Origin of the sequence: Bacillus sp. SORGH_AS_0510, from assembly GCF_030818775.1 — a bacterium.
Classification (GTDB): domain Bacteria; phylum Bacillota; class Bacilli; order Bacillales; family Cytobacillaceae; genus Neobacillus.
Window position 1 is genome coordinate 4,384,005 of record NZ_JAUTAU010000001.1, and the last position, 13,573, is coordinate 4,397,577.

18 protein-coding genes and 2 pseudogenes are annotated in these 13,573 nt (G+C 40.2%); 4 read left to right on the top strand and 16 right to left on the bottom strand.

Going from position 1 to position 13,573, the window contains the following annotated elements:
- Positions 1–726, bottom strand: coding sequence for a ThuA domain-containing protein (locus QE429_RS22260; RefSeq protein ID WP_307290115.1), 726 nt, complete (start codon positions 724–726; stop codon positions 1–3).
- Positions 727–919: 193 nt separating this feature from the next.
- A complete protein-coding gene (locus QE429_RS22265; protein WP_307290925.1) occupies positions 920–1,648 on the bottom strand; it encodes a sugar phosphate isomerase/epimerase family protein in 729 nt (242 codons plus the stop codon).
- Between the two features lie 165 nt (positions 1,649–1,813).
- On the opposite strand from QE429_RS22265, the pseudogene QE429_RS24495 reads away from it, so the two are divergent.
- Positions 1,814–2,164, top strand: a pseudogene (locus QE429_RS24495) (AraC family ligand binding domain-containing protein); the annotation flags it as partial.
- Positions 2,165–2,398: 234 nt separating this feature from the next.
- Positions 2,399–2,584 (top strand): helix-turn-helix domain-containing protein, encoded by a 186-nt coding sequence (locus QE429_RS24500; RefSeq protein ID WP_373463279.1) that lies wholly within the window; start codon positions 2,399–2,401, stop codon positions 2,582–2,584.
- 34 nt (positions 2,585–2,618) lie between these two features.
- Here QE429_RS24500 and QE429_RS22275 read toward each other — a convergent pair whose 3' ends face one another.
- Positions 2,619–3,497, bottom strand: a complete 879-nt coding sequence (locus QE429_RS22275; protein ID WP_307290119.1) for a LysR family transcriptional regulator — start codon at positions 3,495–3,497, stop codon at positions 2,619–2,621.
- Between the two features lie 106 nt (positions 3,498–3,603).
- On the opposite strand from QE429_RS22275, the gene QE429_RS22280 reads away from it, so the two are divergent.
- On the top strand, positions 3,604–4,692 hold the full coding sequence (locus QE429_RS22280) for a citrate synthase/methylcitrate synthase (protein WP_307290121.1): 1,089 nt from the start codon (positions 3,604–3,606) through the stop codon (positions 4,690–4,692).
- Between the two features lie 66 nt (positions 4,693–4,758).
- On the opposite strand, the gene QE429_RS22285 is transcribed toward QE429_RS22280, so the two are convergent.
- The 13 genes and pseudogenes from QE429_RS22285 to QE429_RS22345 form a co-directional block, all read right to left on the bottom strand.
- Positions 4,759–5,367: an exonuclease domain-containing protein gene (locus tag QE429_RS22285; protein ID WP_307290122.1), complete on the bottom strand. Its 609-nt coding sequence runs from the start codon at positions 5,365–5,367 to the stop codon at positions 4,759–4,761.
- A gap of 73 nt (positions 5,368–5,440) precedes the next feature.
- Positions 5,441–6,013, bottom strand: coding sequence for a TetR/AcrR family transcriptional regulator (locus tag QE429_RS22290; RefSeq protein ID WP_307290124.1), 573 nt, complete (start codon positions 6,011–6,013; stop codon positions 5,441–5,443).
- Positions 6,014–6,025: 12 nt separating this feature from the next.
- Positions 6,026–6,733 carry an MBL fold metallo-hydrolase gene (locus QE429_RS22295; RefSeq protein ID WP_307290126.1) on the bottom strand — a complete coding sequence of 236 codons (708 nt, stop codon included), beginning with the start codon at positions 6,731–6,733 and terminating at the stop codon, positions 6,026–6,028.
- Positions 6,734–6,864: 131 nt separating this feature from the next.
- The gene (locus QE429_RS22300) at positions 6,865–7,221 is read right to left on the bottom strand and encodes a 2Fe-2S iron-sulfur cluster-binding protein (protein WP_307290129.1); all 357 of its coding nucleotides are present in this window, start codon (positions 7,219–7,221) and stop codon (positions 6,865–6,867) included.
- Between the two features lie 40 nt (positions 7,222–7,261).
- Positions 7,262–7,816 (bottom strand): ferredoxin reductase, encoded by a 555-nt coding sequence (locus QE429_RS22305; RefSeq protein WP_307290130.1) that lies wholly within the window; start codon positions 7,814–7,816, stop codon positions 7,262–7,264.
- 15 nt (positions 7,817–7,831) lie between these two features.
- Entirely contained in the window at positions 7,832–8,290 is a 459-nt protein-coding gene (locus tag QE429_RS22310; RefSeq protein ID WP_307290132.1) for a hypothetical protein, read from the bottom strand.
- 5 nt (positions 8,291–8,295) lie between these two features.
- Positions 8,296–9,243: a heme-dependent oxidative N-demethylase family protein gene (locus QE429_RS22315; protein WP_307290134.1), complete on the bottom strand. Its 948-nt coding sequence runs from the start codon at positions 9,241–9,243 to the stop codon at positions 8,296–8,298.
- 284 nt (positions 9,244–9,527) lie between these two features.
- Positions 9,528–9,755, bottom strand: a complete 228-nt coding sequence (locus tag QE429_RS22320; protein WP_307290136.1) for a hypothetical protein — start codon at positions 9,753–9,755, stop codon at positions 9,528–9,530.
- Positions 9,756–9,911: 156 nt separating this feature from the next.
- The gene (locus tag QE429_RS22325) at positions 9,912–10,400 is read right to left on the bottom strand and encodes a GNAT family N-acetyltransferase (RefSeq protein WP_307290138.1); all 489 of its coding nucleotides are present in this window, start codon (positions 10,398–10,400) and stop codon (positions 9,912–9,914) included.
- Positions 10,381–11,064 (bottom strand): annotated as a pseudogene (locus QE429_RS22330) (HAD family hydrolase). The gene QE429_RS22325 and the pseudogene QE429_RS22330 overlap by 20 nt, the downstream one beginning before the upstream one ends.
- A 110-nt stretch (positions 11,065–11,174) precedes the next feature.
- Positions 11,175–11,693 carry a GNAT family N-acetyltransferase gene (locus QE429_RS22335; RefSeq protein ID WP_307290139.1) on the bottom strand — a complete coding sequence of 173 codons (519 nt, stop codon included), beginning with the start codon at positions 11,691–11,693 and terminating at the stop codon, positions 11,175–11,177.
- 253 nt (positions 11,694–11,946) lie between these two features.
- A complete protein-coding gene (locus QE429_RS22340; protein ID WP_307290141.1) occupies positions 11,947–12,234 on the bottom strand; it encodes a hypothetical protein in 288 nt (95 codons plus the stop codon).
- 109 nt (positions 12,235–12,343) lie between these two features.
- Positions 12,344–12,910 (bottom strand): hypothetical protein, encoded by a 567-nt coding sequence (locus tag QE429_RS22345; protein WP_307290143.1) that lies wholly within the window; start codon positions 12,908–12,910, stop codon positions 12,344–12,346.
- A 142-nt stretch (positions 12,911–13,052) separates the two neighbouring features.
- Between QE429_RS22345 and QE429_RS22350 the strand changes: the two genes are divergently transcribed.
- Positions 13,053–13,541, top strand: a complete 489-nt coding sequence (locus QE429_RS22350; protein ID WP_307290145.1) for a nucleoside deaminase — start codon at positions 13,053–13,055, stop codon at positions 13,539–13,541.
- Positions 13,542–13,573 lie beyond the last annotated feature (32 nt).

The following is a 13,573-nucleotide window of genomic DNA, read 5'->3' on the forward strand; positions in this document are numbered from 1 at the left end:
TTATTTTCCTCCTTTAATCATTTCTAATGGCTTGGCATTTCCATAAACCGGACGTTCGCGTTTCACTGGCTTAGCCCATTTAACTGCATTGCTAATGACCCGCTGAATTTCTTTATTATGGTAAGTCGGATAGGTTTCATGTCCTGGGCGGAAGTAGAAAACCTTACCGTTTCCGCGCTTATACGTACAGCCGCTACGGAATACTTCTCCACCTTCAAACCAACTGGTGAAAATCAATTCATCCGGCTGTGGAATATCAAAATGCTCTCCGTACATTTCTTCTTTTTCAAGTTCGATATATTCCGAGATTCCTTCTGTGATAGGATGGCTTGGGCTTACCACCCAGAGACGTTCCTTTTCATCGGCTTCTCGCCATTTCAGATCACAGCTCGTTCCCATTAATGTTTTAAAGATTTTTGAAAAATGTCCAGAGTGGAGAACGATTAGTCCCATTCCATCAAGGACACGTTGCTGAACTTTTTGCACAACCTCATCCTTCACTTCACCATGTGCGAGATGGCCCCACCAAACTAACACATCTGTATTTGCCAGTACTTCATCAGTTAAGCCATGCTCTGGCTCATCTAATGTCGCTGTTTTCGCATGAAAGCCTTCCGCTTCAAGAAATGCGGCAATGGCACCGTGAATTCCGTTCGGATAAATATCTCTAACCACTGGGTTTTTCTGTTCGTGTCGGTTTTCATTCCATACTGTTACGTTTAACATCTATATTTGCTCCTTTTCTTTTGGCTCTGTTAAATTTTCTGTTGATTTCAGCTCCAGGCGCGAGCGGTTCGTGGGTGTTTCGGCGAGCCTCCTCGGAGAAACGCGCCTGCGGGGTCTCTCATGAACCATACTCCCACAGGAGTCTTCGCGCCTTCCGCTCCAATCAACAGAGTGTATAAATCAACACCGTTCTTTAACACAGTCTTTCTTTTAAGTATTTTAAACTTATTTCAATACTTTCGAATGGGGTCCGGCGGCTGAAATCCTGCTCTACAATCCACCACTCTACACCTGATTCCTCACCTAAATTGATGACGCTTTCAATATTAACGCCACCAGTTCCAAGTTCAGCAAAATATTGTTCTTCATCTGTAGTCATATCTTTTAAATGGATAAGAGGAGTTCGATTTCTATAACGGTTCATCCACTCCACTGGTGTTTCACCTGCTTTGGTCAGCCAATAAACGTCCAGTTCTGCCTTCACGTTTGCTGAATTAGTATCCTCAAAGATGGATTCTAACGCAGTTCTACCATCTGAAAGATTTTCTAATTCAAAATCGTGATTATGATAGCAAAGTGTAATGCCTTCTTGACGACATTTTGCACCCGCTTGCTCTAAAAAAAGGATTAGTGCTTGATAATCTTGTTCTTTTCGACGTTCGGGCAATAGGTAAGGACAGACAACATATTTACTGCCTAGTTGTTTTTGGTCCTCTATCACTTGTTCCAAATTGGTTTCTAAGTCATCCAATGGCACGTGACTCGCTGCAGCTTTCAGTCCCAAATCATCTAATAGCAGTCTTACTTCTTTAGCTGATAATCCCCCGTATCCGGCAAACTCTACCCCGTCAAAACCTAGTTCAGCTACTTTTTTTAACGTACCAACAAAATCCTTTTCAGATTCTTCCCGTAAGGTGTACATCTGAACCGCAATTGGTATAGTTGTCGTCACTCTCATCCCTCACTTATGCTAGTTATTAATATTACTTATTTGATACCATCATATATGATATACTGTAAAATAAACATAAACGATATAATGAATACATCTACTATTTTGCTATTTGTTTTATGAAGGAGTGAGCTTATGAGCTTGAAGATTTATTTCTGCGGGTATTCCTACCACACACAAGGGTATTATTCTCAGCATAAATCTGGATTCCCCGGATATCTTTTTCGACTACAAACGGAAGGGTTTTGTGAGGTAGTGGTAAAAGGAAAAAGAAGGACACTTGAAAAGGGAGATCTTTTGATTATACAGCCAGGTGATTATTATGAGTTATTAGTGGAAGCGGGCCAAAGCAGTGCGGATTATCATTTATCCTGTAAAGGAGATTGGGTGGATGAATGGTGGAAACGGGCCGAAAAGCCTACGATTTCCAAAATTGATTTGGACGAAAAAACAATGGCGCTCTGGAGACATTTAATTGTGGAGGAACGCCGGCCCACATCTGAGGAAAATAAGGAGCTTTCTGATTATCTCCTTAGAGCACTTTGTTTATCCTTAGAACGGGCAGTCAACGAAACGGCTCCCTCCTTTAATCGGCCTTATACTGTTACACGTATGATGCGTTATATTGAAGAGCATGCAACCACATCCTTTAAAGTAGAAGAAGTGGCAAAGCACGCAGGTCTAAGCGTTTCCCGTTCTGTTCATTTGTTTAAAAGCAGTGTGGGAAAAACGATGATTGAGTATGCGCTTGAAGTTCGTTTATCCGCAGCACTAGAGCGAATGAAATACACCACTATGACACTTGAACAGATTGCCGAGGATTGTGGATTCGGTTCATACCCCTATTTTCATAGAGTTTTTCAAAAGAAATTTGGTATCGCTCCAGGTGTTTTTAGGAAACAGTAATAACCAGTCAATCGAGGTGGCAATCCCTGTAAACCTACCAGCGATATTTTGAGATAAATGTTAAAAACTCTTTTTGGAGGGAATGGTTATATTTCATGATGGCATAGGTATTTGCCTCAGGTAAGTGGATAGATTGACAGTCGACTTCTAATAACCTGCCTTCTAAAAGTTCCCTTCTAACGGTTGAAATCGGAAGAAAGGAAACGCCTAGTCCTTCCCCAATAAATCTTTTGGTGATGTGAACTTGTGATACTTTCATCATCTTCACACCAGGGTATTTTCCTTTCACATCTCTACAAAGTGACTCCCAATAACCTGGATGATTGTGTGTTAATAAGTAGTTCGAGTTCAGTACCTCTTCTTCATCTAGCGGAGGTGCTGACTCGGAATCTCTCCCATCATGAGCAGCCACTAATATGACTTCATCTTTATATAAAAGCTCCGATTGCAAGTCAGGATGATGACTGTTTAAGCAGGATAGCCCCAAATCAACCTCCTCCTTTAAGACAGCCTGTTCAATTTCAGTAGATTCTACTATTTTGACTGAGATTTCTACTTCAGGATATTGTTTGGTATAGCTTTTTAATACGTAAGGCAGAATTGTATCTGCTATCAAAGGAGAAATCGCAAGAGTTAACTGAGTGGTATAGCCCTGACTAAAAGATCGTAAGTCTTCAAGTCCCTTTTGGTATTCCTCTATTAAACTTTTTGCGTGAATCAAATATCTCTTTCCTGCTTCGGTCAGCTTAATCTTTTTTCCATCCCTCTGAAATAACGATATTCCTAACTCTTTTTCTAATTGTTTAATATGAACGGTTACGGAAGGCTGGGAAATATATAACAGTTCCGCTGCTCTTCTAAAATTCCCAGACTCGGCAGCCGTAATGAATGTAGTAAGCCATTGAAATTCCATCATGTACTCCTTATTAAAAATAGTAATCAATCACTTTAAAATTATTCAATATTCTTAATTATATTTATTTTATACAATGTAATGAACAAAGGGAAGGAGTGTTTAAATGATGAACAAAGGTTTGAAAGGAATTGTTGCGGCGGATACCTCCATTAGTCATATCAATGGGGAAAATGGTCATCTCATCTATAGAGGATACGAGATTAGGAGTCTCACACAAAAGTACTCATTTGAAGAAACAGCCTACCTCCTCTGGTACGGTGAATTACCAAATGTAGAAGCACTACATGTTTTGAAAGAGCAAATGAAAAGTGAACGAGTGATTCCAGATAACATTAAATGCATCATTGACCATCTGCCATTATCCATGGATATGATGAGTGTGATTCGCACCGCCATTTCAGCAGAAGGAGGAAATGCCGACTATAGCTGGAAACCGACCCTCGCCCAGGCGATTAGACTGACCTCTCTTGTACCTACGATCATTGCTTATCGCAAACGAATGCTGGATGGCAAGGAGTTTGTTCCTCCTCGCATGGACTTAGACCATGTAGAAAATTATCTTTATATGCTCAATGGAAAACGACCATTAGCTGCGCATACGAAAGCTCTTGAAACATATATGATTTTAACCCTTGAGCACGGTATGAACGCTTCTACCTTCTCAGCTAGAGTGACAGCTTCAACAGAATCTGATATCGTTTCAGCGGTTACCACTGCCATCGGCACGATGAAAGGACCGCTTCATGGCGGTGCTCCTTCAGGGGTCATTGATTTGCTCAATGAAATTGCTTTTATGGGTGATGCTGAAAGTGTGCTTAGGGATAAGTTAACAAGAGGAGAAAAATTGATGGGGTTCGGTCATAGAGTCTATAAAACGCACGATCCTCGGGCTATTTCCTTAAAAAACAAATTACTAGAACTTGATGGTAAGGATGAATGGCTGGACCTCGCAATAAGGGTTGAAGAAACAGCAGTAAGCTTATTGGCAGAAATCAAACCAGGTCGATCCCTCTATACAAATGTGGAATTTTACGCGGCAGCGATCATGAAGGCCATTAATATGAATGCAGAACTATTCACCCCAACCTTTACAGCTAGCAGAATGGTCGGCTGGACGGCGCATATCCTAGAACAGGCTGAAAATAACACCATTTACCGCCCTCAATCCAACTATATTGGCGTAATTAAATAAGAAAAAATCGACAGGTGCAAGGCACCTGTCGATTTGAAAAAACTAATCAAACGTTTGCTTAGTTTTTTATCCTAATTTAGTTCGTGAAGCTGCAGGCTGATATTTCTTCATCGGCCCCTTTTCAAGCACTTCTTGAAGATAGAGATTCCCTTTTGGACTGGTTTTTTTGAGTAAGTCCATCAAGTATGTAATATCGTCTAATGCCCTATGTGTTTGGTAATCGGTAATGTTATGTGCTTGTAATAAAGTGAGAAGTTTGCCATTTGGAAAACCATAATTTTTCCATGGAACGCCTCTCATCGTACAATACCACTTCAACTCATTAACCTCTGGATACATATGATAGAGAAAGCTTCGGTCAAAAGAAGCATTGTGAGCAAATACTGAATCGGCACGATGAAAATAGGTTTTTATTTTCCCATCAAGAAAAGTTTTTCCTTTTACTAACTCATAAGGAATTCCGTGAACCCGATAGGCTGTATCGTAGTTATTCCTTGCCGTTCGAGAAAGTGGTTCGCGTAAGAAGGAATCCTCTTCAATCATTTCGATAATTTCCCCTGAATCTGTCCGATAGGAAAACAGCTTCAGAGCTAACTCAATGACCTCATCCTTGGTTGGGCCTAAACCTGTCGTTTCAACGTCCACAAGCAACCCAAATTTTTCTAGGCTCTGCAAAATGATCATCCTTTTACATTCTAATGTTACCCCTATTATAACAGAGGTTACCTGGCAGTCCTATCTCTATTCATTAAGAACCTTTTTCCATTCCAAAGAGAAAGGCTTGAATAATGATTATTAGGCTTTCATCTAAGTCTAATGAAAGTTTAAATCCACCTTTTTGCTCTAAGGATGAAAAACCATGTAAAATGCTGCGCAGCCCTCTTACTGCATGCAAGGCACGATCACCCTCTAAATGATACGCCTTTAATACCCGAACAGAAAGATCCACAATTTTTGCTCCTGCCTGCTGCACCTCCACATCCTCTGGATCGGGTGCAAGCAGGGTCGCCTCATAAATTCCAGGGTGTATTCGCGCAAAATTTACATACGCCCGGCTAACTGCTAGTACCGCTTCGGTGCCTGACATCCCAATAGCCGCATCAGCCATTTCAGCGTACAGCCGTTCAATGCCAAAAATGGCTAACTGCTTCCTCAGTCCAGGTAAGCCTTCGAAATGATTATATAAAGAAGGGGGGCGGATATTTAGCTTTTTAGCCAGGTTTGCAAGTGTAACCTCTTGCATTCCCTTTTGATCCGCCAGCACCCCTGCAGCTTCTAGTATCGTTGCTATATCAAGTGCTACTTTTGGTCTTGGTGACATGTTATCTGCTCCTTATTTAATCTTCTGTTCTAAATGCAGGATCGCTTGTTCCATGGTTGTTGCAGGGTTTTCTAACATTTCCCCATGACCAACTGCAAGAAGCGTTGGTTCGTAACTCACTAATTTCTTTGCACTGGCTAGCGCCGTCCTTTTACTCCAAGTACCAAATGCAGGAAACGGAAATAACGGTTTTACATCTCCAGCTACTGCCACACCACCTCTTGTTTGGAAGGCATCCCCAGCAATTAATGCCTTAGTACGAAGGTCGAGGAAGGATAAGGATCCTGGAGTATGCCCTGGTGTCTCAATTGCAGTTAAAGACCCCACCAAATCACCTTCCTTCAATAATACATTTGCTCTTGTCTTCAGATTCTTCGGTACCCCACCTTTAATCGGTGTAGAGTCTTCATGTGAATCAAGTGATCGGTCACCATTCATTAATCGATGATCGCGTATAGAGATATAAACCGGCACTTCAGGTAGTGTTTCTTTGAGCGCATCTAATGCTCCGACGTGGTCCTCATGTGCATGCGTCAAAATGATCCTTATAATGGGTTTCCCAATTTTCTCAGCAGCCTGCAAGATCCCCTTTGCACAAAAGCCAAGGGCCGCATCAATTAGTGTTAATCCCTCCTCTTCCTCCACTAAATAGCAATTAACCGGAAACACTTTTGCCATAAACGTCACTTGATATAAATATCCATTTTTAATCAGTCTCATAGTCGTCATCCCCTTTTAACTAATATCGTTAGTTTTATTTTAACTAATGACATTAGTTTTATCAATACCTTTTCACCTTTTTTGGGAAAAAATAATAAAGGACACCCTATGTGTCCTTTACTATTGAATTTCTATATATCTATTAGTAATTTCTTTGTTTTAGCCCTCGACACACAAGTCAAAATCACATTCTGGGCATTCTGCTGTTCTTCATTTAAAAAAGAGTCATAATGATCGACTACCCCCTCTACTACTTTAAGCTCACAGGTTCCGCATCTTCCCACCCGACAAGAATAAGGAGCAGTAATCCCTGCTGCATGCAAAGCATCTAAGAGTGACTGGTCCTTTGCTACATGAATCTCAACTCCACTAGTGAGTTGAGCTGTAAAAGGAGATGCATCCTTAGGTCGGGGTGGGGCAAATCGTTCAAGATGGATACTCACACGCGGGTAACCAAATCGAATAGCAGCTTCCGAAAAGTCAGTCATAAAAGAATCTGGCCCACAGAAATATACATGTGTTCCAATTCTATGCTCTAGAAGAGTAGTATCCTGCAGTCGTTGTGCCTCTTCTCCTTTTGAACAAATAAAAATGAGATTGATAGGGGAAATTTGTCTGTAAAAAATCATAGAATGCACAAAGTTCTTTTGATTTTGCTGCATAGTGTAGTTCAAACGTATCCCCTATATCTTTTAGTTCCTGCATCATAGAGATAAAGGGCGTCACACCAATTCCTGCGGCATAAAACACATGATGCTTTGCCTTAAAGCTTAAAGGAAAATGGTTTCTAGGGTAACTGATCATTAACCTATCCCCTATTTTCACCTCCTGATGCCAGTAAAGAGATCCTCCAGTGGATGTTTCACTTAATCGGATCGCAATTTGATAATTGTCCCTTGTATCAGGATGATTCGTTAAGGAATAATTTCTTGCTCTTCCATCCATATATGTAGTTATATGTGATCCCGCGCTAAAAGCTGGAAGCAGTTTTTCTACTAACGGGGCCAGTGTAAAGCATTTTACTTGTGGCGTTTCCTGTTCAATTGCTTTTACATAGACAGGAATGGTTCTCTCATTTACCATAGCGTCTCCCTTCTTTCATAATTTTGCAACATAGCCAAGAAAGGCATCACGGAGTGGAGAGTAATGATTAGAAACCTCCAGTAGTAAATCACAATGGTCACAGGTTCGTTCAGATTGACCTTTTTCCAAAATGGAGAGCCCATGGCACCTGCAACAAAAAATCTTTATCTGCTGTTTCCCACAGCCAATATACTGTGATTCTTCGTCCGAAAACCCTGCATCCTCTGCTATTCTTTTTAAATTTTTTAACCTATTCCAATCTGCAGCGACATATAGGAAACTCCCCATTTTTTGTCTGCTAATCCATTTTGAAAAATAAGTGGGGTCCCACTCTTCTTTCATACTCTGAATCTCGTAGCTTATATTTCCATCTATCACAACATCGATTAATGGCTGTAACAGCTTCATGCCTTCTTCATCCGCACAAAATAAGTAGTGGCGCTTTCCTGTTACAAAATTGATTTTCTCACTCATAAAGCTTACCTGCTTTCCAACTGTTCCTCTAAATACTCTAGGACAGCATTTCTGAATAGGGAGAGCCCTTTATATTCCACTATATAAGCAGGTAATTCCAGTAGGATCTGATGAAACTGCTTGAGCCATTCAGGTTTAGCTGCTAATTTTTCCAAAGGCAGTAGGTGGGTATGGATGGTAAATAGAATGCCTCCTGTTCGAGGCAACCGGAATAATTTCTGAACCTCCACACGGAGATGAACGAACTCCCCTGCATTTTCCTTGGTGACTTGTTTCCTTCCTTTTCCCCAATCATCAAAAGTTTCCAGGGAAGTATCCAGGCGGTTTCCTGCCATTAGAGACCAGTTTTTCCGCCACCATGGGTTTCCTGGTTCCAACTTTAAAAGGAACTGAAGAATCCGTTCATCCAGGCCTTCGTCTTTAAAGCCCGGAATCGGTTGATGAATCTGTTTGAAACTCATCCCCAAATCGAAGGCTAACGACCAATTGGCCGGGAAACATAGCTGACCTGCATCCAGATACAAATCTCCATCCCGCTGCATCATAAAGATCAAATCTTCTTGAACATGCCTGCCAATAAAGTTAAGCGGCTCACATGGCAAAGTGGCGTCGTCTCCAAAGATAAAGCTTTGCTTTTCTTGTAAAAGCTTATTGTAGAACGTCCAGTTTTCATCTTTTTTATCTAATTCAAATTTGTCAGGATAATAAGTTACTAGATTCTCCAACACTAATTCAAGGATTTCCCACTGACCTTTTATCGTATGCGGTAAGGATTGAAAACATCGTTCAGGGTGTGCTGAAAGAAGCTTCCGCTTAAGCTCGATCTCCTCCCGATAACTGGATGTAATCTCAATACTGATGGGATGATTCATTGGTACGGAGTTGTTAGAATAGCGATAAACATCGTCTTTAAATGGATACGGAAAGGAGTCCAAATCATCTCTCGTTATCATAAAACCACCCTTTACAGAAAATTCTATATTTTCATTTTAATAAAAGAATGCCATAAAAGGGAAGTCTTTGTTAATTCGCTGATAAAACTGGAAATTCGCTGATATATTGGCAGATTCGCTGATAAAATTAAAAATTCGCTGATAAATTCCCGAAATCCGCTGATAAATTTCCACAGCATACAAAATTTAAGAAGAAACCAACTAAAATATCATAAAGTAACTGCTTTAAAACAACAAAAGCGCCTACTTCACGTCATTTTTACCGTGATCGAGGCGCTTTTATATTAGAATCCTTGTTCTTCACTTTTTTCAACATTTACTTTGTTTTCATACCAGTTCGTTAGTTGTGTAAGGATCGCAAAGACAAAAAAGAAATTCATTGCCCAAACGTTGATAAAAGGTGCTATGCCGCCGAATTCAATGGTTTCATATCCCTTTACTTTAATCACAATCATCGATTCAACAAATATCAACACAAAGCCAACAATCCCCGCAACAGCCGCTCTTACCACCGTGTCTCCCCCTTACCATAATTGAAAATTTGACGATTCCGTGAACATCTTTACTCCCATTATATTGCACTTTTCAAACAATCTAAAGCCTAATGTTTCACTAAAAAGGTGTCAGGCACCATGTGAAATTTTCACATGGTGCCTGACACCCATTATTTAGAACGTAACCAACATATCCCAAGACGTTCCATCTATGCCTATCTTTTTAAAGCCAAACTTTTGATAGAGGTGAAGAGCCGGATTGTTCGGGTCTACGCTTAATGACACCGCGCCAAACCCAGATTCCTTGGCTACTTTTAACATCTCTCCAAGAAGTGCCTTCCCTATCCCTTTTCCCCTGAACGCTGGAAGAAGTGCCATTCCTAGTAAGGGAGTTTTTTCATCCACATAGCCATAGGTCTTGTTCGATTCGTCAAACAACCTGACCCACACCGCTCCAATCGGACGATTGTCGGTATCCATGGCAATGAAAGCCGTATCCCCTTCACGACCCCACCCTTGCATAGATTTCGCAATATCTGGTTGCTTCAAAATATCTCTTGTTGGCCGAGTCTCACCTTCGGGAATAAAGATCGCCTGGTATAACATTTCCCACAGAAATTCCTCATCTTCCATGCGGCCAAATCTAATTTGATACTCGCTCAAGTTCATCCCCCTCTACCTGCTTAATCGAATTCAATACTTGCCTTAAGCGTAAATCACTCATTGACGATATTTTTAGGCTATAATCTGTAAAATCTAAATGAGCAGTTACAGAATTAGGGACAACTACGCATTGGATACCTGCAGCTCTAGCGGCTTTTAACCCGTTTAAAGAATCCTCAAACGCAAAAACTTCCGACTTGGCTACCCCTAGTGCTTCGACAGCTTTAACATATAATTCAGGATCAGGCTTTACCCTTGATACATCGTCTCGTGTTCTAATTACATCAAAGTATGAAAAGATATTTAATTTCTTCAAATACCCCTCTACCCACTCACGACCAGAGCTAGATGCAAGGCCTATATTTAAACCTAATTCCTTTGCCTCTAATAGATATTCCTTCACACCGTTCCGTAGGACAGGTTCTCCCATTTTCACAGCAAAAAGCTTATGAGCTGCGTCCTTTATAACGACTGATTCAACTGGTGAAGAAAGATTCTTTTCTATATATGCATATAGGTCTGCGTCATCTGTTCCTATTACTCATGCAAACTGTTCAACTGATAACTCTAATCCATGGTTGCTTAACACTTCTTTAAATGATTCATACCAAACCGTTTCGGTATCTACAATCAAGCCATCAAAATCAAACACTACTGCTTTCATCAGCAATCACCTCTCTTAATGCTAAATGTAAAAACGAAGACAAAAGTTTCAGACTGGATCTAACAAGAAAAATGAGGCTAACTTCAATGTAAAGACGTCTGTCTCATGCACTAAAATAACTTCTCATAACAATAATAAGTTTCATGACCTAATGGTTTTGTAGAAATAAAAATTTCACCCTTTTTTATGTACCCTTTAGTTTCATAGAATCTAAGTGCACCTGGATTTCCAGAGAAAGCGTCGAGGCGGATTCCTGCATATCCTTTTTCCTTAGCAAAGTTCTCAACGAAATCCAGCATTCTCCTACCGTAGCCACTTCCTTGTGCAGTAGGCTGCACACAGAACGAGTGAAGTATTAAGACCTTGCTATCGGGTTCGCTCCACTTCACCTCTTGCCATTCTGGAAGCTGCCATTCATTAATAACCATACCCCCCATCACCTTACCATCTACACGAAGGATATACATCTCTTCCTCATTAACAACCCATTCTAAATATTCTTTGTTAGGATACTGGTCATCCCATTGAAAAATTCCCTTATTAAGAAGATCCTTTTTACAGGCTTCAAACAAGTCATTGATGGAATCTAAGTCCTGGTTTGTACCTAATGTTATACTCTCTTGAATCATAGTCATACCCCTTTTTTTACATTCCGTTTATAAACCTCATTTTAACATAATATTCCTTTTGTTCTGTAAGCAGAAAAGAGTATAAATGCATTTAAAGGAAAATAGATTCTACAAAACTTTAATTAATTCTACAAAACTTAAAAGGAATTCTACAAAATATAGACTTATTCTACAAATGTTGGAAATCACTTTCCAATCAACTAAAAAAACAAGAAACTCGCCAAATGGCGAGCCTCAATTAGAAATTATGTTATTACGATTTTCTATGTCCAGGGTAGTAACCGCCATGTCCATGGTGATATCCTTGTCCTGGAACATACGTGCCATGTCCATGGTGATAGCCATGACCTGGTACATACGTGCCGTGTCCATGATGATAACCATGTCCTGGAATATATGTGCCATGCCCATGGTGGTAACCATGCCCTGGATAGTAACCGCCCTGACCATGATGATACCCTTGTCCAGGATAATAACCTCCATGACCATGATGATACCCTTGTGGTGGTCTTGGACCATAACTGCCGTATTGTCTTTCCATTCTCTAGCCTCCTTTATAGCTCATTGGAATATTGTATGTCCCCAATGACAAAGAGGCGTAGATGCCTGCCCTTTTATCCTTATTAATTTTTCTTATTTCTTAAAACTTATTATGAAGTCTCACGATTCTTTACTTTTAACAAAAATCTTGTAAACCAATAAGCAATAAGCACAATCACAAGATCAATGAGGAAAAGGTGAAATTGATTTATGCCTTTTTTAAAATCCACTAATCCAAGAAACCTCTCCAAAGTAGAGAAACCAAAAGCAAACACCGCACTTAACCCCAACGTATATAAAAAGAAACTTTTCTTATGATTCGTACAGTACTGGTATAACAACAAGAAGCCAACAGGTAAGACCGAAGCCGTCACATTAGTTGCATTTGGCAAAACGGGAAGTAAAAAATACTTATGAACAAAGATCCCACTATGGCCAAGCGCAATATCCGTATACGCCCAGAGAATATGTACGGTGTACCCGAAGAAAAACAGTTCAAATATTCGTTTTCTATCGACTGTAAAAAACAGCAGAATCAAAGGGAAAAGTAGTAATGAAAGAACTATCCAGAACTGCCAGTTTCCAAAATCCGAATACTGATTCCAGTATGAGGAGTACACTGAGGTCAACTCATGTTTATTTTCATAGATTCTGTCCCAATACTGCTTGTAATCCACAAGATTGTACCTCCAAAATTAGACTATGTGTCTACATTAGGTTCCACATTCATCCAATTTTTATTCCAAATTCATTTTTTCTCTACTTTTTTCCAAATATTTGTTACTTTAGTATTATATAAAACAAAAGCGGGGGAGCAATTTGATTACAAATTTTAATGAATACGACCATCACAGTTACATGCAGGAAGCTTTAAAGGAAGCAGAAGAAGCTGGAAAACGTGGCGATCGCCCAATCAGAGCAGTTATTGTTCATAATGGCACCATCATTGCTCGAGGATCTAACCGGATTAACACAAAAGACAGTGAATTAGAACACGCAGAGATCAATGCAATGAACGCATGTGCTTCCTACTTACGAAAACATGCCCGTGAATGTATCTTATATACAACGGTAGAGCCTTGTGTCATGTGTCTTTCTACTCTCATACTTGCAAATATCCGTACCGTTGTTTATGCGGTAGAGGATAAATATTTGAATATGGCTCAATTTATTGAATCCAGCACCTACATAAAGAACCGATTACATCATTACCATGGCGGAGTGATGGCACAAGAATCGGTTCAACTCTTAAAGACCCACTCCCCATTTATGGCGGAAGTTGTTTTAAATGGCAGAAGGCCTTCCTAGCACCTTCACAACATCCACACAACTTCGCTATA

Excerpts from the sequence above, each read along its gene's own strand:
- QE429_RS22260 (WP_307290115.1), bottom strand. The coding sequence starts at position 726 with ATGTTAAACGTAACAGTATGGAATGAAAACCGACACGAACAGAAAAAC.
- QE429_RS22265 (WP_307290925.1), bottom strand. The coding sequence starts at position 1,648 with ATGTACACCTTACGGGAAGAATCTGAAAAGGATTTTGTTGGTACGTTA.
- QE429_RS22275 (WP_307290119.1), bottom strand. The coding sequence starts at position 3,497 with ATGGAATTTCAATGGCTTACTACATTCATTACGGCTGCCGAGTCTGGG.
- QE429_RS22280 (WP_307290121.1), top strand. The coding sequence starts at position 3,604 with ATGATGAACAAAGGTTTGAAAGGAATTGTTGCGGCGGATACCTCCATT.
- QE429_RS22290 (WP_307290124.1), bottom strand. The coding sequence starts at position 6,013 with ATGTCACCAAGACCAAAAGTAGCACTTGATATAGCAACGATACTAGAA.
- QE429_RS22295 (WP_307290126.1), bottom strand. The coding sequence starts at position 6,733 with ATGAGACTGATTAAAAATGGATATTTATATCAAGTGACGTTTATGGCA.
- QE429_RS22300 (WP_307290129.1), bottom strand. The coding sequence starts at position 7,221 with ATGACTGACTTTTCGGAAGCTGCTATTCGATTTGGTTACCCGCGTGTG.
- QE429_RS22305 (WP_307290130.1), bottom strand. The coding sequence starts at position 7,816 with ATGGTAAATGAGAGAACCATTCCTGTCTATGTAAAAGCAATTGAACAG.
- QE429_RS22310 (WP_307290132.1), bottom strand. The coding sequence starts at position 8,290 with ATGAGTGAGAAAATCAATTTTGTAACAGGAAAGCGCCACTACTTATTT.
- QE429_RS22315 (WP_307290134.1), bottom strand. The coding sequence starts at position 9,243 with ATGATAACGAGAGATGATTTGGACTCCTTTCCGTATCCATTTAAAGAC.
- QE429_RS22335 (WP_307290139.1), bottom strand. The coding sequence starts at position 11,693 with ATGATTCAAGAGAGTATAACATTAGGTACAAACCAGGACTTAGATTCC.
- QE429_RS22340 (WP_307290141.1), bottom strand. The coding sequence starts at position 12,234 with ATGGAAAGACAATACGGCAGTTATGGTCCAAGACCACCACAAGGGTAT.